Below are 21,774 nucleotides of genomic sequence, written 5' to 3' on the forward strand. Positions count from 1 at the left end.
AATACAAGATGTCGACGAAGCTGGGAACGGGTGCTTTTTTCACAGGAAACTACCGAAATTTGTTTAAGCTGTACGGTTACAGCCAAGAAGAAATTGAGAGACGTGTCGAGGATACTTGGGACAACCTGTTTGGCGGTAACGAAGAAACGCGAATCTATTACGAGGCTGGAAGCGATATGGGGTATCTGTTAGACACCGGAAACATCGATGTACGCACCGAAGGCATGTCCTATGGCATGATGATGGCTGTGCAGATGGACCGCAAAGATATCTTTGACCGCATATGGAAATGGACGATGTCTTACATGTATATGAGCGAAGGTGAGAATGCCGGTTATTTCGCTTGGTCATGCAATACCGATGGCACCAAAAGATCATACGGTCCGGCGCCCGACGGCGAGGAATATTTTGCGCTTGCTCTCTTCTTCGCATCACACCGATGGGGCGATGGCTCTGTTCCTTTTAATTACGGAGCGCAAGCTCGGAACCTGCTTCACAGCTGTGTGCATAAGGGTGAAAATAACGACGGTTACCCGATGTGGGAGCCTGCCAATAAATTAATCAAATTCATTCCAAATTGCGACTATTCCGATCCATCCTACCATTTGCCGCACTTTTATGAGCTGTTTGCGCTGTGGGCTAATCCAGAAGACCGCAAGTTCTGGAAAGAAGCTGCAGCTGCGAGCAGAGATTATTTGAAGCTGTCATGCCATCCGGTTACTGGACTAGCACCCGAGTACGCCTATTACGACGGAACACCCAACAACGAGCGCGGATATGGTCATTTTTACAGCGACTCGTACCGTGTGGCCGCCAATATCGGCCTTGACACGGAATGGTTCGGCGTCGATCCATGGCAGTATGATGAGGCGAACCGGATTCAAACATTTTTCTCAGGTATTGATCCGTCTGATTATAGACGTTATACGATAGCTGGCGAACCATTTGAAGAAAAATCACTTCATCCCGTCGGGCTGCTTGCCACAAACGCGATGGCTTCGCTTGCCAGTTTCGAAGGACCGCACGCCAAAGCTTGCGTTGAATTATTTTGGAACACGCCGCTTCGCACAGGCGACCGCCGCTATTACGACAACTGCCTCTATCTGTTTGCCATGCTTGCGCTTAGCGGCAGCTTTAAAATTTATATGCCTACTGTATAGCGTTTTGTCTCATCGTAATTGAAAAAGAACGGCCTCCACTCCTTAATGGAGGGTAGCCGTTCTTTTTTCTCCTTACGGATTCTCAGCTTTAAAGGCTGCTCGCTTCTCTTCCATTACTTCCTTGCCGCCAATTTTCATATAATCCGCTACTTCCTTATCGTAAACCTTGTCAAAATCCGCTGGTTTCGCAGTTAACACTTTAACAAAAATTTCGTCGTCCTTTTCCTTCAGCGTTGTAGCGTACTTGATCTCCGATTGAATCGGTGTCACCACACGAGGTTTAATGATTCCATCCTTCGTTCCAGTCGCGATGCTTTCCACCGTAAAATCTTTGAAATTCGGATCGGACGCATTTGCTGTAATGTTCAGCAGCTCATCGGTTGTACTGACATATTTCCCGTTAAGAATGATACAGTAATCAAAATAGTTATATAAAGTCTGCTTCGCCTGATCGTTATCAAGCGTGATTGGCACGCCATCCTTCATCTCATAAGTTACGCCTTCCGTACCGTTCTGAAGGGCAATAATATTGTCCGTTTCAGCCATCCAATTCAAATATTTAATGGCCGCTTCAGCATTTTTACTTGCTTTTGGTACCATCATGTATATGCCATTTGGCGAATAAATAGGCTTTGGTGTCTTGCCGTCCGCGCTTGTGAACGGGTCGATTAACGCCAGCTTTGCATTCGGATCATTCTTTTGCAGCTCGGCGTAATAGCCCATATAAACCGGCTCATTGGTATTTGTTGTTGCCGAACCAATATACCCGTTCAGCAGGTTCTTCTGAAACTGCTGCGTATCCTTGCCCATATGGAGCGGAAAATCCGGATCCATAAGTCCCTCGTTGTACATTTTATTCAAGAAGCGGTATGCTTCCTTATTGCCCGGAATGAGCCACTCAGCTGATGCATAAAGATCCTCATCTGTGATTTTGTCCCATTCCCAGAACGAATATTGAATCGGATGCATATGGAAATAGTCGATCTGTCCATACGGAATCGCTTTATCACCGGATTTGCCAGGCTTTTTCTCTTTAAAAGCTTTCATCGTCTCATAGAACTGCTCCGTTGTTTTCGGCAGCGGCAATCCGAGCTCATCCAACCAATCCTGACGGATAAAAGTCGAGCTCTGAGGCTGAAGAACGCGCTTAGCTGGAATCGTATACTGCTTGCCATCGAATACACCATAGCTGAGCAGCTCCTCACCCAATACTTCCTTCAACTTTTGTCCATGCGCATCCAGCAGCGGACCAAGATCTGTCAGACCGCCGTTTTTTACGTATTGCTGTACCGTCGGCTGGTCATAAGTAAATACGATGTCAGGAGCCTGATTCGCAGCCATAAGCACGTTCAGCTTGTCTACCTCCTCTGAGCGAGGAACCGTAACAAATTCGACAGTAATATTATTTGGTTCACCAAAATTTTTCTGAATGTATTTTGTCATGTCGTTGTCGGTAATTTTCGGAGCGCCTGCCGGTGTATTGTTTCGGTCAAACAGCTCGATTCGAAGCTTAATTGGATCTCCCTTCGGCTTCTCGGTTGCTTCAGAGCCAGAATTGCTCGGTTTATTGCTTGCAGCATCCTTTTCTTTGACAGGCTCCTTATTTCCGTTTCCGCTGCTGCACGCAGACAACATGGATGTGATCAACAGCACTGCCATAAAGATTATCGTGAATTTACGCCTTGCTCTCCTCAACGCATTCAACTCCCTTTTATCATTTTTTAATCTATAGCAACTCCATGAAACGGGAGCTTTCGGCTCCAGCCTGTCCGGGAGTGACTATCAACCTTTGACGGCACCGATCATCATACCCGAAATAAAGTAACGCTGAAGCGCCGGATATACGAGCAAAATGGGAATGGTTGCGAACATGATCGAGGCAGCTTTAAGACTTTCCGGTATCGGTACCGAGGCATTAAGCCCCTCTGCTATCGCCATATCGTTAACTTGGCTGTTGATGACCATTTCGTACAGCTTTAATTGAAGTGGATAAAGCTCCGATTTGGTAATGTACAACAAGGCATCCATAAATCCGTTCCACCTGCCCACTGCGTAAAACAAGCTAAGTGTGGCCATGACCGGAAGCGACAGCGGCAGGATGACATGCCACAAAATTTTAAAATGGTTGGCTCCGTCCATCCGCGCCGACTCTTCCAGCTCTACTGGAATGGAGGAGAAAAAGGTCTTGATGATGAGCAAATAAAAGGCATTAACCATCCCCGGCAAAATGAGCGCCCAGATCGAATCAAGCAAATGCAAGTTTTTTACGAGTAAATATTCCGGTATCATTCCTCCGCTGAAAAACATCGTCAGGACGATAAGGAGAAGAAAAAAGTTTCTTCCCTTTAGGTTAGGCTTCGTCAAGGGATAGGCTGCCATAATCGTCATCAGCATCGATATAGCCGTGAACAAAACAACTAGTCCAATAGTAAAAAGTAAGGAATGGATCATCGCTGCATTGCCGAAAACAGCCTCGTAAGCGGAAAAATCGATTTCTACGGGTAGTATCGTAACTTTTCCTGATAGAATCGGCCCGTTGGCGCTTAACGACAAGGCGAAAATATGAAGCAGCGGCAGCAGGCAGAAGAGCCCCGCCGTTATGATTACGACCATGATCATTGCATCTACGATTTTGTCATTTCCATACGCTCTCATATCTGCCCTCCTACCAAATGCCTTGATCATTAACTTTTCTGGAAATATAATCGGCCGACAGCAGGAAAATAAGACCTACAACCGCTTGGAACAGACCGATAGCCGTTGCTATTGTATATCGTGCGGATTGAATTCCGATTTTGTATACATACGTGCTGATAACCTCAGACACATCGGTGACGAGAGGATTGCTAAGTACAAACGGCCGATCAAATCCAATGCTGGCCATATGTCCAATATTAATAATGAGTAGAATGATAATTGTCGGCTTGATCCCCGGCAGCGTGATATGCCAGATTTTACGCATTCGGCTTGCACCATCTACATCTGCCGCTTCGTAAAGATCCTTGTTAATTCCCGTTAACGCAGCGAGATAAATGATCGTTCCCCACCCAGCGCTCTGCCAAATACCTATGCCTAAATATGTAAGCACCCAGTAAACAGGCTCCGTAAGGAATGGAATGACCTTCATCCCTAAAGACTTCAGCAGATTGTTGACAATACCGTTATTGGTCGCCAGCAGCTGAATAGCCATCCCGCCGATGATGACCCATGATATAAAATGAGGCAAATAAAGAATCGTCTGTGCGCCTTTTTTGAACCATTTTATACGAAGCTCATTTAACAGTATCGCTAGTGCGATTGGAATCGGAAAACTTACGACAAGATCCAAGAAATTGAGTAGAAAGGTGTTGCGGAGCGCATTGTAAAAACCATCCATCTGAAATACTTCCCGGAACGTTTCGAAACCGACCCAGGGGCTTGCTAAAATGCCTTGAAACATGTTGTAGTCCTTAAATGCAATGACGACGCCCAGCATTGGTGTGTACTTAAAAATAATAAAATACGCCAAGGGCAGAAGCAGCAGCAGGTATAACTGCCAATCCCTGTACAGCGCTTTCATACGAACGCGCGGCACGGCCTTGACCTTCCTCTGGCGTTCCGTTGCAATCTGCATGGATGACCTCCTGACTCTTATTGGAAGCAAATATTTCGACTTGGTTCCAAATGTAACACGCGATTAAGAAATCGGATATTAACAAGAATCAGAGGCTTAACATAATCGGAAATCCCGCTATTCACGCGGACTTTACCATTTTCCGACGATTAACCTTTACGGAAGTAAAAAGAAAATCTGCCGATTAATTCGGCAGATTTGTTGCCATTCATTCGTTTAACCGATAAATGGTTCGATATTCACCTGGCGGTAGATTAAACAATTTTTTGAAAGCGCGGTGGAAGGAAATGACGTGTGTGTAGCCCACCTGTTCAGCAATCCATTGGATAGGCTCATCTGTTTCAAGCAGCATGTTCTTCGCATGTGCGAATCTTACCTTTAGCAAATAATCGATAAAATTTTCACCAAGCTCCTCTTTAAACAAATGACTAACGCTTCTCGCGCTTAGACCAAGCTTCTCGCTGACTTGAATGAGAGACAAGCTCGGATCAGTGTAATGCTGGTCGATGTATTCCTTCGTTTGGAGGGCGATCGTATGATTTTTGYCATTCAGCCTTTTCTTATCCCTATCGCCCGCAAGTTCAGTCAAAACAGCCGCAAGCTGAATCTCAAGCTCGTCGATCGTCTCAGCATGCTGCGCGATTTGCCTGAACCTGCTTCGGTATTCGCTGCTCCATATCGTCTCGATATCACTTGGCAATGCTTCCATATCTTTCTCAAGCTGGCGGATTAGATTATGAATGAACGCTTCAATATCCGCGCGCGAGATTAACATGCCTTTCAACTTAAGAAAAATTCGGCTCAGCTTAATTTCCCATTGCCCGTCGTCCATCCGGCAAGAGCGTGACAGCTCCAATATGGATTGAAAGCACAGAAGTGTCTCTCCTGTTTGTTTTGTACATCTTAACCGGTTATCAATTACGCTGTTTGTGCCAAAAACAGCTTTATAGGATACATTCTCAGCAGCGCTGCGGTAAGCGGCAGCAATATCATGAATCGAATGGACGAAGTCTCCAATTCCGCAAGATACGGTTAACTCCAAATGCTCGTTCATCCACTTGCGGAATTCCTCGCATACTTGTACCAGCCTATCTTGAATGGACTCTGAGCTTTGCTGTAAAAGGACAACAAAAGCCATTCGCTGAGGCTCTGTCCATACGTGTTGGATCTGCAATTCCTTCTGCTGCATAAGCTCTCGAAAAGCGGATTCAATAAGAAATTTCAGCAGGTTTTGATCACTGGCTTTATATTTATCGGTAAATGCGGCAAAATGGTCAATTTCTAGAGCAATGACGCCAAGGTATTCATATGAATGCGGCAAGCCAAGTGCCGATGCCTGCTTTTTCCATTCCTGATCGGTCAGCATGGATCGTCCAACAAGCAGCTCCTGAAGGAGATTCCGTTGACGGAGCAGCAAATCCTCTTTATGCAGATGCTCATAATCAATCGATTTTTTCAATAAATGATCAATGGCGGTTTCGATGAATTTAAACTCGTTTCGGGGCATCTTAATGCCAAGCTCTTGGCTTTTGCGAGCCGCATATCCGTCGATTTTACCCATGATGGTCTGGATCGGCTTGTAAGAGACATGCGTAATAAAAGTAAACCATACTAAGGCAAGTATGATGATGATAAATACGATAATAAACCACATGTTGGAAAACAATGAGAGGGCGGAAAATTCGTTGGCATGCACGCTGTCTGCATAGTATTGCCAACCGGTGTATGGGGAGCTGGCATAAATACCGCCTTCCTTGGCAGAAGGCAGAGTGGACTCAAACGGCTTCTTCTCCCAATCGAGAAGTTGAATCGTGCCGCCGTATCCATTGAATTGATTCATAAAATCGATGATGGAGCTTACGTTAAGATTGACGACCACCGCTCCCTGCTTATCAGACGCGAATGGGTAAGCCTTTACCAGTGAAACAACCTTGCGAGTGGAATCATCAAGGATAGATTGACTATACTCTCTTGGGCTCGTCCAGCCCATTGCAGCCGATCTTGATTGATGCGAATCGAAAAAGGGTTTGTCCTTAAACGCCTCGAGCTTGACCATCCCTGCTTCGGATAATACTTTTCCAGTATGATCACTGTAAATATAAATGGAATTAACGAACGGCAAAGATGAGGATATTTCAACTAACTTTTTTTGAATTACGAAGTAATCATACAGTGACTTGGGCTTTTCATTAAAAAAAGCTTGCAGCGTTTTGTCCGTCTGCATTTCCCTTACCACATTGCGCTCAATCAGTTGCAAGTTGGCGTCCACATTTTGCATCGTCTGCTCCACGATCGCTTGATTCGTTTCTAAATACTTTTTCTCAGACGAATTATTTAACGTTGAAAAAAACAAAAAGATAACTGATGAAATAACAAAGAAAAATATCGGCGTATACGACAGCATCATCCGGTAATACCAGTTCATCTTCAAATGAACCAACCTCCCGTCCATTTATGAAGCGCTTACAATTAAAGAGGTTTCTAGTTTCTTCTTCTAGCCAACCTCTACCTGCAAAGGAAAGAAACCGCGAATACGCGGCCTCCTCCATGCAGTTGTTGATTATGCCTTAGACCATGAAGCTAGCTGCCGGTCATGTTCGGCGTATTCACTGTATCTGTCCTTTACTCCGCCTTTTTCTGTGTTCCCCTCATGAATGTAAATACGGTGCTTCATCGTTATTGCATCTCCACCTGGCAAAAGCTTTCCTCCGCAGAAATGGAAATTCGCAGGTGTGAAAGGGCCATAATCACGGACAAACCATTGAGAAGCAAAAGTTTCATTTTCCGGATGGGAGAAAACCGCAATACCTGCCTCGGTGTACTGCTTGACCACTTCATCTCCGTCTCGCTGCATGCTGAGAAACAGTTCACCGCTGTAGTCAACCCATTCCGTCACAGACCCAAAAATGTCCGCTTCTCCTTTTTTCCCTTCGGCAGACGTGAGGCCACCTCGATGATGTCCGCTAATTTGCTCGTTAACGCGAATAAATGGAAATCCGCCTTCTTTGGTATCTCCGAACCGGACATCGCCGTTCACAGCAAACAACTGTGTCGTAAGATCCATATACCTCGATTCTGGAGGCAGATTATAAATGCGGACACTTCGAGCTTCTGTTAGAAGAAGGCGTCCATTCTCGTCCAACCAGTCGATCAGTGCCGTCATTTGTCCAAAAACAGGACCGCTTGCAAGCACAACAAATGTCCGGTGCACCTGCCTGCCTTCACCGCGAAACTCGTGATACAGCTTATGACTGTTCACATCATCGTGTCCCCACCATAACCCGTGATGATGAAGATGATCGTCCGGCCCATCATGGATCAGTGTCTTTCCATGCGGCCCGATTAAGGGATAAAAGTAAGGTTTTGCACTCGTAGCCGCATATAGGTACCGAGTAAAAAGTTTACCCTCAATGCTTACGACAACTCTTGCATTATCTTCCTGATGATCGAGATACACCCCAGGCAGCTCGCTCCAAGGATTATGCTTCCGGTCTGCTGGAGCAGCAGTTGAAGCAGCTTTTAATTCAAATAACAAATGGGTCTCCAGCGGCAATGAAACGTCCTGTACCAGTATATAAAGCGCACATTCAGCAATTGCACCTTGCGGCCCTGCTGACATGGCATACGGGCTTAACTGACATGCAAACGAAAGACCTGCCGAATGATTAACTGCGAATAGATTACAATTTCCTGACCATTCCAAAAGCCGCTTAAACATTGTTTCTTCCATTTCTACTCGAACAACGGCTGGGACCGGAGTGCCTGCATGAATGGAAAACTGCAGCGATTCGTCGAACGTCATATCGGATCCCCTCCTATTTGCTTTCTCCGCTTACCGTAATTTGATTGCTGCTGAACGCTGCAACGGAGTTTTTCTTCTCATAGAAGTGAGTCGCTGACGCCATAATCCCTTCCCGTGTATAAAAAGGGCTGTCTGGCCGAATAGGCAGCTCAACAGTTGTCCCTGTGCTGGAAGCTTGATAAATAGCAGTAATAAGCTCAAGCGTCTTTCTTCCTTCCACTCCCGTTACGAGTACTTCACCGCTGCCGTTTTCAATAGCGGTTATAACATTATCCAGCTGGCCTTTGTGCCCTACATAGGTTAAGGAAGCTGTACCATCTGCAACAGCTTCAATTTGCCGCTCCAATTCCGGGTTTTCTATAGGAAAACCGTTTTCCTGTGCAGATGAAGCGGTTACCTGCCATGGCATGGATACCCGCGCTTTCTCACCTTGGAAAATAAGCTTTTGCTCTTGTCCGTGATGAACGACGGAGCTTGTGATTTGAGCAATCGCACGCGGATAGGATAAAATCGCTACCGACAAATCCTCAACTTCTGCATTATCATGGGAAGTATTAGCCATAATGGCCGTCACTTTATCAGGCATACCCATCATCCATTGGAACATATCGATATGATGTACGGCATGGTTCAGCGTACAGCCTCCGCCTTCCTTCTCCCAAGTTCCGCGCCACCACAAATCGTAATAGGTATATCCTCGCCACCAAAAGGAATCTACCTGCGCATGCACGATTCGTCCTGCAAGCCCAGAATCAAGCACGCTCTTAAGCTTCATGACCGCATCGCCAAATCGATTCTGGCTTATAACGGAAAGAATTTTTCCTGATGCGGCAGCGGCTTCGTTCATTCTATCGCATTCAGCCAGCGAAGATGCCATTGGCTTCTCGACAATGACATGTTTTCCTGCTTGCAGGAAGTCTACGGACAGATCAGCGTGTGTATAGGGCGGTGTGCAAATCGAAACCAAATCGATATCATCACGCGACAACAAATTTTTGTAATCGTTTACAATTTCGCAATTCAGTTGAAACTTCTTTTTTTTGTCCTGCGCGCTTGCATCATTAATATCGTATAAAGCAACAATACTGCAGCGGTTCCCAAGTGCCAGATAAGCTTCGATATGAGCAGACGATATAGAGCCGGTTCCAATAATCGCAACACGAATCATATAATTCCATCTCCTTAGTCATTTTTCTCAACTGATAATACTAGTATACAATTAATTCAGACAAGTGCATATGCCTTTTTTATATGAATATATATAGCAAAATCAAAAAAACAGCCGACACCTCCTATGAGGCTGCCTGCCGTTTCATTGCACATGAYTACTTAAAATACGCGGGGTGTTTCTCTTTCAGCTCATCCTTCTCCAGTTGAAAACGATTCAAATGCTCATGCATCACTTTTTCCGCCGCATCTGCGTCCTTGTCCTTAATTGCCGTTACGATTGCACGGTGCTGGCTCAAAATGATGTGCCAATCATCGTTTGCAGCAAGGCGCAGCATCCTCACCCTCTGGTAATGGGCGCTAAGCTCCTGAAGCAGCTTCCATGTGCGGAGCTTCCCACATCCGATGATAATCGTTTTGTGAAACTCATCGTCGAGCTCAAACAATCGCTTATAGTTTTTTTCTTCGATACAGAGCTCTTGCAGGGCAATCAAATTTAGCAGCTGCAGCACTTGTTCAGCCTTAAGCTGCTCGCATGCCAGCCTGACGATCGTACTTTCCAGCGTTTCCCGCACGAAGCGTGACTCTTCCACCATATCCAGATCAATGAGAGAAATAAATGAACCTCGCTGGGGTATCGTTTCAATAAGTCCCTCTTGCGAAAGCTTAACGAATGCTTCCCTAATGGGTGTTCTGCTAACCTTCAGCATCTCGATTATATCTTTTTCTGAAATAAAACGGCCCGGCTCCAGTTTCAAATCCAATATATCTGATTTCAGCTTATCGTATACATAGTCACGAATAGATCCTTTTGCATCACGCGACGATTCGGAATTGTAGTTCATATCATTGTATCCCTCCTGATGGCACTGCTATTACTAATGTACCATAGCTTGTATAAACTGCAATAAGCCAAAGCAGAACATAATATTGTATAATGATTGTATTAATGAATTGGAGGCTATACTTTATGCTGTTGCCTGATTTTGATTTTATGTCCGATTCCACGGAAGAAACGTCTACAAGATACGTCACTTTTATTGGACCTAGCTTGAAGCGATTCGACCTTGCTATTACATCTACTAGCCGTTTTTACGGCAAGAAGCTGATTACTGATTTGCAGTTTGGCAAAACAGCGATTATCGGTCCTGATGACCTTGAAGAGGAAGGTTATCTTGAACATACGTTTAAGCTGACAGAAGAAGAAGCGGCTGAGCTCGCTCAATTCTTATACTTTGTTGTTGGAACGGTGCATTTTACCGATTAATCAGGGTACACTAAAATGGTAAACTAATACCATTTGAGAGGAGTCTGCTGATGGATCGATTTGTTCCTGAAAATCGCCAGCCCTATACAGATGTATCAACAGTAGAATCGCAGCGCAACGATCTCATTCCGGAGGAGTTTCCGGATGGACCGTATGGCTCTGATCTGCTGATGGAATCGCTAGGAAAAAGTACGCCTTGGAGAGTGGATCAGCGACCATCCAATCGCTTCGCTTATGAGAATCGAGCGCTTCATGCAGGAATGCCTCGTGACTATCCAGGTGAAGATGAATACGACCATGATTTTCCTGAAGTACATGATGAACCTTAAACCAAGCAAAAACGCCTTCGGCGTCCTTAGACGCTGAAGTAGCTTTGACGGTGAAATATAAGATAAGTATGAGAAAATTATATACTTTCTTATATTTAAACAAAGCCCTTGGATAACACGTCATATCACGTGTTTCCAAGGGCTTTTTTCCAAGCTTATTTATACGTTTGTTTATGCAGGATTAAGCTCTAGGTCATCTTCGTCACCGCGGTTGAATGCTTCACGATCGAATTCGCCTTCGGAATCTGCTACAAGCAATGCAGTAACCGTAGTACCCGTAGCATTAACAGCCGTACGACCCATATCAATTAGAGATTCAACAGCAACAACGAGTGCAATACCTTCTAGCGGTAGTCCAACTGCTGTCAATACAACTGTTGTCGAAATGGAAGCTGGACCTGGTACGCCTGCTACACCAATTGATGAAATTACACTAACAAGTACGATAAGTACATAATCTGTTGCAGTAAGCGATACACCGTAAACTTGTGAGATAAATACTGCTACAACAGCCGGCCAAACCCCGCCGCAGCCGTTAAAGTTCATTGTAGCGCCAAGCGGTGCTACAAAGCTCGCGATTTTTGGTGAAATGCGAAGGCGCTTCGTAATAACTTCAAGATTGACCGGAAGCGTTGCAAAGCTGCTGCGTGTTGTGAACGCTACCGCTACCGTAGGATATGCTTTTTTGAAAAATTTCAAAGGATTAACCTTAGCGACAAAAGATACAAGGCCGCCAAAGACGAATACAAAATGCAAGAGCAATGCGATATAAGTTACAAGAATTAACATGGCAAGCGGTTCGAGTGTTTCCCAACCATATCTAGCAGCCATAACTGCAATCAAGGCATACACACCATACGGTGTAAAGCGAAGAACGAACTTAACAACCTGGTGCATAATCACTGTTGCCGATTGAATGAACGCTTTGAACGGTTGAACAGAATCCGGATTTTTTGCTCCTACCTTAACGATTGCGATAGCAATGAATAGTGCGAAAATAAGAATTGGCACTACTTTACCCTCTGCAGCATCGTTAATCGGATTCGAAGGCACTTGATCCAATATCACTTTGAAAAAGCTTGGAACTTCACGCGCTTCAAAATTTTCAGGTGTTTTAAGCTCGAAGCCTGCACCCGGATTAATAGCAGATGCTACTAGAAGTCCGATAATTGCGGCTACACCTGTCGTTGCAAGAAACCAACTGATCGTCTTAACGCTAAGCTTGCGTAGAAACTCAAGATTCGTAATCGAGATAATACTGTTAATAACGAGAACAAATACGAGCGGAATAACGATCATCTTAATTAAATTAATGTAGATGGAGCCAATCGTACCTACGCCCTCAGTATCTAGTTTAAAGTTGTTAAAAATGATACCTGCCACAAGGCCAAGGCCAAGTGCGACCAATACCCTCGTTCCGAAGCTTACACGTTTTTTGGCCATAAAATAAAGACCGCCAAGTATTATTGCTGATACAACTAAACTGATCCAGTTTGTTTCAATTGCTGTCAATAAATTATTTTCCATAATACAACAATCATCCTTTCTGTCTACACATTATGATTAATAGCAAAAATTAACTCTTAAAATCAATTTCTTTTTTAATTCCGATAAGAATACTCTACTTTGCAGAAACAAATATATCATCGTTCTCAAACTTATGTCAATATGATTTTTCCACAGCTTCCAGAGAAATATTCGTTTAGCTTTTTGGAGTTTCGATACTATAAATATGTAGAGCTCTTTCAAGTATTACTTCGCACAAAAAAGAGACGTATAACAACCTTTTGCATCCGGTTGTATACGTCTCTTAGTGGCGTAACTTCAGTATAATTAGTTACTCCGTAATTTCAAATTTTGGTTTAACATTGTTGAAATCAAGATTTTCTCCACTAACCATAAGGCCCATGCCCCAATCAAAATGAGTATTTACAGAAGGTTTGTCGGCTGCATCACGATATTGGAACAAAACGTTTCTTCTCGTTCTGTCACTGCGGTTAACATCCGATCCATGTATCGTCAAATAGTTGAAGAACAGCACATCCCCTGCTTTCGCCGGGCAAAGCGTTCCAGATGAAATTGGATATTCCTTATGGTTGAGATAATGTCTTCCCACATGATTCAGCGGTCCTTCCAAATGAGAACCTGGGATAACCGCTAAGCAGCCATTTTCTGAATCGGCATCATCAAGATGAACGCTTGCAGCAAGCATCGAATGGTCGTTATGAGGGAAATATGGATAATCTTGATGCATAGGAAATGCTGCTCCATTCGCAGGCGGCTTCACAAGCATTTTGGAGTGATGAAGCTGTACATTGGGACCGATGATTCCATTCAGTACGGATACCATATTCGGATGAATGACTGCCTTAGTAAAGGAGGCATCATGATAATGCACATCATGGAAGCCTTTCAGAACGAGCTTCTTAAGCTGCTCTGGCGGGAGGAAATCTCCTTGCCATGCGTGGTTATGATCTGCCTGAGCAAGCGCCGCTCGTTGAATAACCCGCTCAACAGCCGCTCTCATCTCTACTACTTCTTCATTGTTAAACACGCCTCTAACAAGCAAGTAACCATTTTCTTTATAAAATTGCACATCTTCATTAGTGATCATGTTCATTCCCCTTATCGTATAATTAATGTGAATATGGTTTAATTATAGATAGGATATAGTGCAATCGTATTTACCTGTTAACGACATAATTTTGCATTATTACGCCATAGGAGCTGATCGTTCATATGTACGTTTGGTCAAAAAGCGAGGAACGCTTAAATAGATATGCAAGATTGCTGCAAGGTGAGAGCTTGACCATCCATGTTTATTATTGGGGAGCGGTACCAAAGCTTGTTGCAAATGCTGTTCATAAGCATTCTTTTTTTGAGGTTTGTTACGTGGCTGGAGGTACCGGTATTTATGAGGAAGGCGGAACGGCTTATCCTCTGCATGAAGGCGTGCTTTTTTGCTCGCGGCCAAATATCCGTCATCAAATAAGAGATGTAGATCAATTGGATTTATTATATGTTGCCTACGAGCTCGATGAGAAGCTTTCTAAGCCGGATGAATTCGAATATTACAATCAGTCTTTAAACAGCGGCACGATTTGGATTGAAAACCAGCAGCATTCTCCAACAGCTCAAATTTGGAAATCGCTGCTCATTCCAAGCGAAGAAATGTTCGCTGTGCCAATCGCCTTGCTGAATCAGCTGGCACATGCCTTGATCCTAACGTTTCCTACAATTGTAGGTGGGAGGAACAAAAATACAGAAATCATTTTGCCCGCATCCAATGCAGCTATCCTCATTAGCCGCGCAAAGCTGTACATACGCGATAATTTAGGCGCTAATTTGAGCTTATCGGAGGTTGCCCGCTACATTAATGTGTCGGAGCGCCATCTATCTAGGCTTTTTTCGCAAAGCGTTCATGAATCGTTCTCCATGCTTGTTAGACATGAGCGAGTCCGCGTGGCGGAGCAGCTGCTATCACAAACAGCAACGCCGATTAAAACCATCGCTGAGCGCTGCGGCTTCTCATCCGTACATTATTTCTCCCGAACGTTTGCCGAAGCAAAAGGCATTCCTCCAGCTGCCTTTCGCGAGGCAAGCCGCAGAAATACCGATGATGACTAGATGCATCTCTGATTCATTGATTATAGGTCATGAATCGTAATCTCGCTTCTGACCATAAACCTTGCGTTAACGCCTGCTTGACCGATGCCTTTGGAAATGTAAAAGGAGCCATCCTTATTGTGATGAAGGCCTTTGTAGATCCCTTTCACGGACAACGGGCCCTTTGGCTTTAATGCAAAAAAGAACGGCACGTTCAGCTGCTTCCCATGCAGATGACCGGCCATTAAATATTGAAAAGGGCGATTAATTTTTAGAACGACATTAGGATCATGCGTCATAATGACGACAGGCTTGCTATCATCCATACCTCTAAATGAAGGTAAGATTCGGCTATGATGAGAGCAGTCATCGTCGATTCCGACAAGCTGAAAATCATCGAGCATGACATTCTCGTTACGCAGCACCTTAATCCCATAAACGCCAAATAGATCGAGCAATTTCTTTAAACGCGGAAGCTCATAATCATGGTTTCCGAGCACTGCATAGACAGGTATTCCGCTGTCTGCTATAGCTTTAAAGTAATAGCCTACCCGCGTCAAATAGTGTTCTTTATACGTATAATCGCCGGTCAGAAAAATGTAGTCAGGCTGCACGGAGGCAATGACATGCTGAATTCGCTTTGCGCTTATGCGCAGCCTGTCTACATGCAAATCGCTTATTTGCAATATGCGTTTGTTAATGCCAATGGGATGTGTAATTTTTTCGATTTTCAACCACTGGGTTGGGAGGATAAAGAGCAGGTACAAGAGAAGCACGGTTATTCCGAGCGTTAGTATAATAGCCAAATGTGTCCTCCTAATCATTGAAACCAATTCTGAGTTAATCTATCCAAAGGAGTAAATGCCTGTCCCTGTCATGAACTTTACTACTCTAATTAGTATAGTAAAGTTACGACTATAAAGCTACTTGCAGCTGGTTGCCTAACAAACGGCTGAACAGTCCTTTTTTATCCTCAGCGAGCATGATAAAATGGCCCGTTTGCACGATTTTCCCATTTTCCAACACGATAACCTGATCTGCATTCCGAATGGTCGATAAGCGATGAGCAACGACGATAACGGTCATTTTTCCCTTAAGCCGCTCTATGGCTTCTTGAATTTTTGTCTCGTTCAAGCTGTCTAGTGCACTTGTAGCCTCATCCAAAATAAGGATAGATGGCTTTCTTAATATTGCTCTAGCCAAAACGAGTCTCTGACGCTCCCCGCCTGATAAACGTATTCCACGATCACCAATAATCGTATCGATGCCATCCGGAAGCTTGCGAACAAATTCAGCCGCAGAAGAGAACTCCATCGCTTCCCATATTTGATCTTCCGTCGCATTCGGATCGATTAATATTAAGTTATCTCTAATCGTCCCATGGAACAGAAACGGCTCCTGCGGGACATAACTGATTGATCTTCTTAACGACAACAGATCCTCATCTGTAAGCGTCTTGCCGTCAATGAGCACATGACCAAGTTCTGGCTTCATAAGTCCCATCATTAGATCAATTAATGTGCTTTTTCCCGCGCCTGACTGTCCAACAATGGCGGTCATGCCATTAGCAGGGATGCTCAGATTAATAGCTTCCAGCGTATACTCCGGCTGCTCCTCGTCATACCGAAAATAGACATGGCGGCATTCGAGCTGGTGTTGGAGTGTCAGAGGTAAAATATGCTCTCCGCCTAAACTACCTACATCCTCTAATTCTCTGGCCTTTATGCACTCCTCTTGCAGTTCCATCAAAACTTGAAAAGCAGGCAAAGAGGAAGCAATCTGTTCCATGCTGGCTTGAATACCAGTAAAACGTGGCCATAAACGTGAGAAGATGACCAAGATGAGTACTAAATATCCGCCTTGGCTCTGAAACAGCATCACTGAAATGAAAACAAAAAAAGCAATCATTATAGCTGAAAACAGCTTGTAAAAGAGCTGCGAATTACTTCGCACCTTTGAATTTTCATACCGTTCCCGTGAGATATCACTCGACCAATTTAACAACCAACGATATCGAGATGATTCAAGCAGGTTACTTTTAATATCTTTCATCCCATTAAAATGATCCGTAATACCGGCTAAATAACTTTGAGCCAGCTCAATCGTCGTGCTCCCAATCATTCTTGATTGCTTAATAAATCTTCTGGAGAGAAATGCTATAACAAGCCCACAACATAAAACGAATAAAGTCATTTTTATGGATATGAACAAGGCAATTCCAATTTGAATAACCGTAAAGGCTATAGATGTTATCATCTGCAAAAATAGAAAAGCACCATTCGTCACACGTGAAAGTTCACCAGTAAGAGAATTAATAAGGTCTGTTTTCCTTTTTCTTATAAAAAATCCCCAATTCGCTTGCAACAGCGCTAGATAAAGCTCTAAACGTATTTGATTAACAAAACCAGTGTGTATTCTTATTTCTCTTAAGCTTAAATTACGACCAATTACTGCTTGAAGAGCGACAATCAAAATATATATCGTTAAAATAATAAATAAGGCCCTTTCTTTGGGAAGCTCCTGTAACGAAGCTAATAAAGATAAACCTGGTAATGATGCAAGTGGAATGTTCACTATTCCAATCACACTAAGTAAAGGGGCTAGCAACAGCATGCTCGCGCCATCAAGAAGTCCAACAAGCATCATGCCTATGAGATTCAAGTATAGAATCTTGCCTCCGTATGCATGCAGCTTTTTGGAAAAATACATTAGATGATTCATCGCTTCATCACTTTCCGTCTTTAGGAATAGGTTACATTAGCAAACATACCGGTGACCGTAAATCGATGCATTTCTTCTGAACCTGTAATATAAAGGGCTCCGCTTCGCAGCCAGGCATGAGCAATCAACTTGCCGGCTTCATCTTTTGTTGTACCTAAATAAAGTGTACTGCTTATTTTACGTCTCTCCAGCATTTGCATGCCAGCTATTGCTCGAGCTAAACATTTACTATCCCAAGGCGTATTTCTGCTTGCAACTTGAAGAACATAACGGATTTGCACTAATGTTTTTCTATGCTCTGCTTCAGCATCACTCTCCGTTTCTTTCATGTATTGCCCAAGAGTAGGAGCGATTTTAGAAAACGGCTGAATTAGAATCCGTATACGAGCGTATCCTAGTAATAATGTTGCCTCTATTAATAGAAATAGTGTTTTGAAATCCAATGAAAACAATGCTTTTAATTTCATCAACTTCCCCATGACATCACCATATATTTAATCTTTTATATAAACGAGTCGTTCTTCAAGTAGATGAGACAAAAAAGAAAGCACTTGCTCTTCACACACTTCTCTAGCAACATCAAATTCTTGAAGTAAAGCTTCAACTACTTCTGATACCGTTGCAGGCTGTTTAATCAGATTCCATATTTGGCTGCCCATTACACCCAAATTATAATATTTACCATTCTCAATACTCAAAATCACCTTTTCTCCGCCCATATCACTTACAATATTGTTGCTATCTTGCATAATCAGCTGCTGTAACTCTAATGTTTGAATCGTAATTGCTTGGCTCTTTGTCATCTTCTAATCCCCCGTAGATATGGTTTGTAAAACGAGTTCGACAAGCTCAGGAGCGGTAAACCTTGCGATAGGTCTTTGCACCTGATAAATAGGCAATTCCTCAGCGAGTAAGGCAGATTTAGTGAAATGCCACCGCGTTAGTCCTAGCTTTTGCACTAAAAATTGTCGATATGTATGTTGAAATAAGAGGTCTAGGCGAGCAAGTTTATGAACAGGAACAATTGACACCTGATCTGATTCCGTTATTACAAGCTCGAATATCCCTCCAAGCGGCAATACATTAGAACAAAAGTCTGCCTCGATTGGAAGACAAAATTTATTCTCTCTTCCATAAATAGATCGAAGTTCTTCGTTGTTTACACCAAATGCGTCTAAGCTTTGCTGCCATAGCTTTTGCTGCGGGTAAGCTGGGATAACTAATGGCATTTGATCTAAGGAATCCCGTGTCACAGCAATAATATCATCACTCAAGAGCGAATAACCCCGTCTAATAAAAGCTGAAGCTAAAGTCGATTTCCCAGCACCGGAATGACCAACGAATGCATAAGCTTTACCATTGATGGCAATTGCACTTCCATGCAACGGGTACATGCTGCGTTGAAATAGCAGTGCACCAATACAGGTACCGAGAACATAAATTCTAATCAGATCATCATCTGCACCTTTATTAGGTGATATGATGATCTGATTACCATTTTGGATCCGAAAAACTCCCGCGTCCGGCATATTTACTGTTACAACGTTTTTCTCAACAACAAAATCATAAGGCTCCAGTTCAATCATTTCTGTAAAAGAGCTATCGATTAGAATTGTTATGTCTATTGGCTTACGGTCTCCTAAAATAGGAGTCAATTCCGGCAATGGAATTTCGCTCTCGATCGTTAGTCCAAACGCACTATACACCTTTTTCGTTCCCGTCAGCTGCAAGGTCCTCACTCCATCAATTTCCTTAGTAATAATTAGAAGGTCCTTATACTACTTAAGTATAAGGACCTTCTTCTTCATAACACACATAATTCCTTAGCTAGTAAAACGTGGGTTTTCAGACCATTTACCTGGTATATAAGCCTCATCAGTAAGTGGACCGTTTTTAGTAGAAGCCGCAGTCATATGTACATGAAGGACCTCTAATTCAGGTTTATTCCATTGTTTTTTCGTTTGCATTTTGTCACCTCCCTTCAATTCAATTTTATAAGAAAGCGATAAACGATTAGGCTGCGCATCAATAATCTGTAATTCGGATCAAGCGCAAGCTTAGATTGAGCACCTTGCTCAATTTGTGCTAGCGCTGATTGGATCACATTGCAATCAACAAATTGCATGAATTCTCGATCTTGGCTCATTTTTCTCAGCTCATCTGTGAATGCTTGCCATTTGGGACGCATACGATGAACCCAATCCGCTCCCTGCACTCCTCTTGTGCGCTGATTCAACCTTACACTGTCGGGCAATAAATTATGAGTTGCACGTCTTATCAGGGCTCGATCCATTCCATTCTGAACGTACTGATCCTCTGGTAGTGACAAGCAAAAACGAATGACTCGTATATCATTAGTGGGGTCTCGCTTCCATAATGAGTGTCTTAATGAAAGTTTTGTCGAAAGCGTATTGCCTGCATTCCAATGATAGACTTCATCAAAATGGCTTCTTCTTTCATCGTACACATTTTTGGCTGCAAACCATCCAGAAGCATCAATTCCATATTCACTAAGCCGATTAAATACATCGGTCCTTTTGGCGAAATCGGGATGAATAATCATAGGATAATGATAATTTTCTCCAATGGGGCGCAATTGATCTATAAAGGGGAAAGCAGTACGGCTTACATTTGAAAATACATGAGCACGACCAGAACCGATATTCAGACTATACTGACGCATTTCTCGAAGCAGCTTGATCCATCTCATTTTTTTCAACAATGTGGCGTAATAAGGAATGGCATCTCCCCACGAGATTGACAAATTGCCTCTGCCACCATTAAGCAGCACACCAACTCCTTGCTCCTCTGCTTTCTCAAACATTCCTTTCATCCAGAAAGAATTCTCGAAAAACTTATAAGGCATTTCCATAATATTTAGAAACCCGTCGATTTCGGAGTAAGAATCTCTCCCTTGAAAATCTAGGTAGTGCTCTTCAATACCTCCCACATGCCCAACAGTCGATTCAATAAGTGGTCTTTCATTAGTCAGCATTGATTTGGGTGTATAATCAACAAAGTCGCTTGTAGGTACGTAGCTGAACGTGTGCAGACTTTTATTTTGCGGTCGCAATGCCTTTGAAGCAAAGCCAACAATAGAGCCTGAATCCAAACCGCCGCTAAGCTGTGCTCCGACATTACGATGTGTCCGCAGCCTTGAAGTAACAGCTTGTTGAAACACATCCTGAAATGCCTCAACATACTCATCATTTGATTTAAAGCGTACGACTTCATCTGGTCTCAGTTGGTGATATCTTGCAAGAGTAATTCGTCCTGCAGTTATCGTTATCGTATGAGATGGAGGGAGCTGCTCAATATTCCGATAAGCCGTCTTGGATGCATCCGCAACGTCAACCATGCCAGAAATAGCCAGAAACTCAGCAAGCCATTGTTCATTTAACAATCTCTCCTTACCCAGCAATGTAAGTAAGGGTTCAATTGTTGTACAAAAGGCAACACGCTCATTATTTCGATGATAATAGAGCGTGCGACCTCCGGAGAAGTCTCTAGCACCAAACAGCTTTTGTCTTCTACAATCCCAGATTAGGAAGGCGTAATCACCAGCTAAATAAATAGGTGTTCTATCCCCCCATTTATCATAAGCTAATAAAATTAGCTCGCTATCCGTCATATTTCTTCTTAATTGCTGCTCTACTCCGAGTCGGTTGAATAATTCTATGCGGTTATCAATAATTGCATCTGCAGTTATAACAAGCCCTCGTTCATCATCCAAAAAAGGATTACGTTCATTGATCGACTCAGGTGTAATCCATTGATTATGACAACCTAAAAATATATTATCGTCATGCCAAGCTTGAGCTGTATTACATGGAAACTGAGAAAGTGCCTCCATTAAAGCATCGCCCTGCTGCCATGCCAAACTTTCCTTGCCGGTATGAAAAACTCCTGCGATGGCGCTCATCGTGGCCTCCGGGTGGTCATCGAATTTGTTTTATTAACGTACTTGTTTCAAAAATTAGGCATTTGTTTTTAGTTCTTTATAAAGAACATATTTGAATATTACACCTGAAATAAACCTTTGTCAATGACTTTTCTACGATAAACTGCAAAAAATTCATAGTTTTTGTTCTTTATTAAAAACAAAATGT

At 43.2% G+C, this 21,774-nt stretch carries 20 protein-coding genes; 4 read left to right on the forward strand and 16 right to left on the reverse strand.

Annotated features, from left to right (window positions below):
• The first annotated feature begins 8 nt into the window (after positions 1–8).
• On the forward strand, positions 9–1,160 hold the full coding sequence (locus AC1DPK_RS16670) for a family 8 glycosyl hydrolase (protein ID WP_477511025.1): 1,152 nt from the start codon (positions 9–11) through the stop codon (positions 1,158–1,160).
• A 72-nt stretch (positions 1,161–1,232) separates the two neighbouring features.
• Here the strand turns inward: AC1DPK_RS16670 and AC1DPK_RS16675 are convergent, their stop codons facing one another.
• The 7 genes from AC1DPK_RS16675 to AC1DPK_RS16705 form a co-directional block, all read right to left on the reverse strand.
• A complete protein-coding gene (locus AC1DPK_RS16675; protein ID WP_477511055.1) occupies positions 1,233–2,819 on the reverse strand; it encodes an extracellular solute-binding protein in 1,587 nt (528 codons plus the stop codon).
• A 123-nt stretch (positions 2,820–2,942) separates the two neighbouring features.
• On the reverse strand, positions 2,943–3,815 hold the full coding sequence (locus AC1DPK_RS16680) for a carbohydrate ABC transporter permease (protein WP_477511026.1): 873 nt from the start codon (positions 3,813–3,815) through the stop codon (positions 2,943–2,945).
• Between the two features lie 10 nt (positions 3,816–3,825).
• The gene (locus AC1DPK_RS16685; RefSeq protein WP_477511027.1) at positions 3,826–4,773 is read right to left on the reverse strand and encodes an ABC transporter permease; all 948 of its coding nucleotides are present in this window, start codon (positions 4,771–4,773) and stop codon (positions 3,826–3,828) included.
• 208 nt (positions 4,774–4,981) lie between these two features.
• Entirely contained in the window at positions 4,982–7,198 is a 2,217-nt protein-coding gene (locus AC1DPK_RS16690; RefSeq protein WP_477511056.1) for a helix-turn-helix domain-containing protein, read from the reverse strand.
• A gap of 135 nt (positions 7,199–7,333) precedes the next feature.
• Positions 7,334–8,575, reverse strand: coding sequence for a DUF6807 domain-containing protein (locus tag AC1DPK_RS16695; RefSeq protein ID WP_477511028.1), 1,242 nt, complete (start codon positions 8,573–8,575; stop codon positions 7,334–7,336).
• Positions 8,576–8,588: 13 nt separating this feature from the next.
• On the reverse strand, positions 8,589–9,743 hold the full coding sequence (locus tag AC1DPK_RS16700) for a Gfo/Idh/MocA family protein (protein ID WP_477511029.1): 1,155 nt from the start codon (positions 9,741–9,743) through the stop codon (positions 8,589–8,591).
• A gap of 157 nt (positions 9,744–9,900) precedes the next feature.
• A complete protein-coding gene (locus AC1DPK_RS16705) occupies positions 9,901–10,587 on the reverse strand; it encodes a GntR family transcriptional regulator (RefSeq protein WP_441878926.1) in 687 nt (228 codons plus the stop codon).
• Positions 10,588–10,712: 125 nt separating this feature from the next.
• Between AC1DPK_RS16705 and AC1DPK_RS16710 the strand changes: the two genes are divergently transcribed.
• Entirely contained in the window at positions 10,713–11,009 is a 297-nt protein-coding gene (locus AC1DPK_RS16710) for a DUF3055 domain-containing protein (RefSeq protein ID WP_179089790.1), read from the forward strand.
• Between the two features lie 50 nt (positions 11,010–11,059).
• The gene (locus AC1DPK_RS16715) at positions 11,060–11,338 is read left to right on the forward strand and encodes a hypothetical protein (RefSeq protein ID WP_339207766.1); all 279 of its coding nucleotides are present in this window, start codon (positions 11,060–11,062) and stop codon (positions 11,336–11,338) included.
• 171 nt (positions 11,339–11,509) lie between these two features.
• On the opposite strand, the gene AC1DPK_RS16720 is transcribed toward AC1DPK_RS16715, so the two are convergent.
• Both AC1DPK_RS16720 and AC1DPK_RS16725 read right to left on the reverse strand, forming a co-directional pair.
• A complete protein-coding gene (locus AC1DPK_RS16720) occupies positions 11,510–12,865 on the reverse strand; it encodes a dicarboxylate/amino acid:cation symporter (RefSeq protein ID WP_076267838.1) in 1,356 nt (451 codons plus the stop codon).
• A 310-nt stretch (positions 12,866–13,175) separates the two neighbouring features.
• A complete protein-coding gene (locus AC1DPK_RS16725; protein ID WP_441878929.1) occupies positions 13,176–13,952 on the reverse strand; it encodes a phytanoyl-CoA dioxygenase family protein in 777 nt (258 codons plus the stop codon).
• Positions 13,953–14,077: 125 nt separating this feature from the next.
• On the opposite strand from AC1DPK_RS16725, the gene AC1DPK_RS16730 reads away from it, so the two are divergent.
• Positions 14,078–14,965 (forward strand): helix-turn-helix domain-containing protein, encoded by an 888-nt coding sequence (locus tag AC1DPK_RS16730; protein ID WP_441878931.1) that lies wholly within the window; start codon positions 14,078–14,080, stop codon positions 14,963–14,965.
• 20 nt (positions 14,966–14,985) lie between these two features.
• Here AC1DPK_RS16730 and AC1DPK_RS16735 read toward each other — a convergent pair whose 3' ends face one another.
• The 7 genes from AC1DPK_RS16735 to AC1DPK_RS16765 form a co-directional block, all read right to left on the reverse strand.
• Positions 14,986–15,750 carry a metallophosphoesterase gene (locus tag AC1DPK_RS16735; RefSeq protein WP_477511030.1) on the reverse strand — a complete coding sequence of 255 codons (765 nt, stop codon included), beginning with the start codon at positions 15,748–15,750 and terminating at the stop codon, positions 14,986–14,988.
• A gap of 109 nt (positions 15,751–15,859) precedes the next feature.
• Positions 15,860–17,665 (reverse strand): ABC transporter ATP-binding protein, encoded by a 1,806-nt coding sequence (locus AC1DPK_RS16740; protein WP_477511031.1) that lies wholly within the window; start codon positions 17,663–17,665, stop codon positions 15,860–15,862.
• Between the two features lie 20 nt (positions 17,666–17,685).
• On the reverse strand, positions 17,686–18,144 hold the full coding sequence (locus tag AC1DPK_RS16745; protein ID WP_477511032.1) for a lasso peptide biosynthesis B2 protein: 459 nt from the start codon (positions 18,142–18,144) through the stop codon (positions 17,686–17,688).
• Between the two features lie 15 nt (positions 18,145–18,159).
• Positions 18,160–18,468 (reverse strand): lasso peptide biosynthesis PqqD family chaperone, encoded by a 309-nt coding sequence (locus AC1DPK_RS16750; protein ID WP_477511033.1) that lies wholly within the window; start codon positions 18,466–18,468, stop codon positions 18,160–18,162.
• 3 nt (positions 18,469–18,471) lie between these two features.
• Positions 18,472–19,395: an aldolase gene (locus tag AC1DPK_RS16755; RefSeq protein WP_477511034.1), complete on the reverse strand. Its 924-nt coding sequence runs from the start codon at positions 19,393–19,395 to the stop codon at positions 18,472–18,474.
• A gap of 93 nt (positions 19,396–19,488) precedes the next feature.
• Positions 19,489–19,632: a paeninodin family lasso peptide gene (locus tag AC1DPK_RS16760; RefSeq protein ID WP_477511035.1), complete on the reverse strand. Its 144-nt coding sequence runs from the start codon at positions 19,630–19,632 to the stop codon at positions 19,489–19,491.
• A 14-nt stretch (positions 19,633–19,646) separates the two neighbouring features.
• Positions 19,647–21,587, reverse strand: coding sequence for a lasso peptide isopeptide bond-forming cyclase (locus tag AC1DPK_RS16765; RefSeq protein WP_477511036.1), 1,941 nt, complete (start codon positions 21,585–21,587; stop codon positions 19,647–19,649).
• Positions 21,588–21,774 lie beyond the last annotated feature (187 nt).

This window comes from Paenibacillus sp. 01T424 (assembly GCF_056398745.1).

Bases quoted from the DNA above. Each gene is read 5' to 3' on its own strand.
- AC1DPK_RS16670 (WP_477511025.1), top strand. From the start codon at position 9: ATGTCGACGAAGCTGGGAACGGGTGCTTTTTTCACAGGAAACTACCGA.
- AC1DPK_RS16675 (WP_477511055.1), bottom strand. From the start codon at position 2,819: ATGGCAGTGCTGTTGATCACATCCATGTTGTCTGCGTGCAGCAGCGGA.
- AC1DPK_RS16680 (WP_477511026.1), bottom strand. From the start codon at position 3,815: ATGAGAGCGTATGGAAATGACAAAATCGTAGATGCAATGATCATGGTC.
- AC1DPK_RS16685 (WP_477511027.1), bottom strand. From the start codon at position 4,773: ATGCAGATTGCAACGGAACGCCAGAGGAAGGTCAAGGCCGTGCCGCGC.
- AC1DPK_RS16695 (WP_477511028.1), bottom strand. From the start codon at position 8,575: ATGACGTTCGACGAATCGCTGCAGTTTTCCATTCATGCAGGCACTCCG.
- AC1DPK_RS16700 (WP_477511029.1), bottom strand. From the start codon at position 9,743: ATGATTCGTGTTGCGATTATTGGAACCGGCTCTATATCGTCTGCTCAT.
- AC1DPK_RS16710 (WP_179089790.1), top strand. From the start codon at position 10,713: ATGCTGTTGCCTGATTTTGATTTTATGTCCGATTCCACGGAAGAAACG.
- AC1DPK_RS16715 (WP_339207766.1), top strand. From the start codon at position 11,060: ATGGATCGATTTGTTCCTGAAAATCGCCAGCCCTATACAGATGTATCA.
- AC1DPK_RS16720 (WP_076267838.1), bottom strand. From the start codon at position 12,865: ATGGAAAATAATTTATTGACAGCAATTGAAACAAACTGGATCAGTTTA.
- AC1DPK_RS16725 (WP_441878929.1), bottom strand. From the start codon at position 13,952: ATGATCACTAATGAAGATGTGCAATTTTATAAAGAAAATGGTTACTTG.
- AC1DPK_RS16730 (WP_441878931.1), top strand. From the start codon at position 14,078: ATGTACGTTTGGTCAAAAAGCGAGGAACGCTTAAATAGATATGCAAGA.
- AC1DPK_RS16740 (WP_477511031.1), bottom strand. From the start codon at position 17,665: ATGAATCATCTAATGTATTTTTCCAAAAAGCTGCATGCATACGGAGGC.
- AC1DPK_RS16745 (WP_477511032.1), bottom strand. From the start codon at position 18,144: ATGGGGAAGTTGATGAAATTAAAAGCATTGTTTTCATTGGATTTCAAA.
- AC1DPK_RS16750 (WP_477511033.1), bottom strand. From the start codon at position 18,468: ATGACAAAGAGCCAAGCAATTACGATTCAAACATTAGAGTTACAGCAG.
- AC1DPK_RS16760 (WP_477511035.1), bottom strand. From the start codon at position 19,632: ATGCAAACGAAAAAACAATGGAATAAACCTGAATTAGAGGTCCTTCAT.
- AC1DPK_RS16765 (WP_477511036.1), bottom strand. From the start codon at position 21,587: ATGAGCGCCATCGCAGGAGTTTTTCATACCGGCAAGGAAAGTTTGGCA.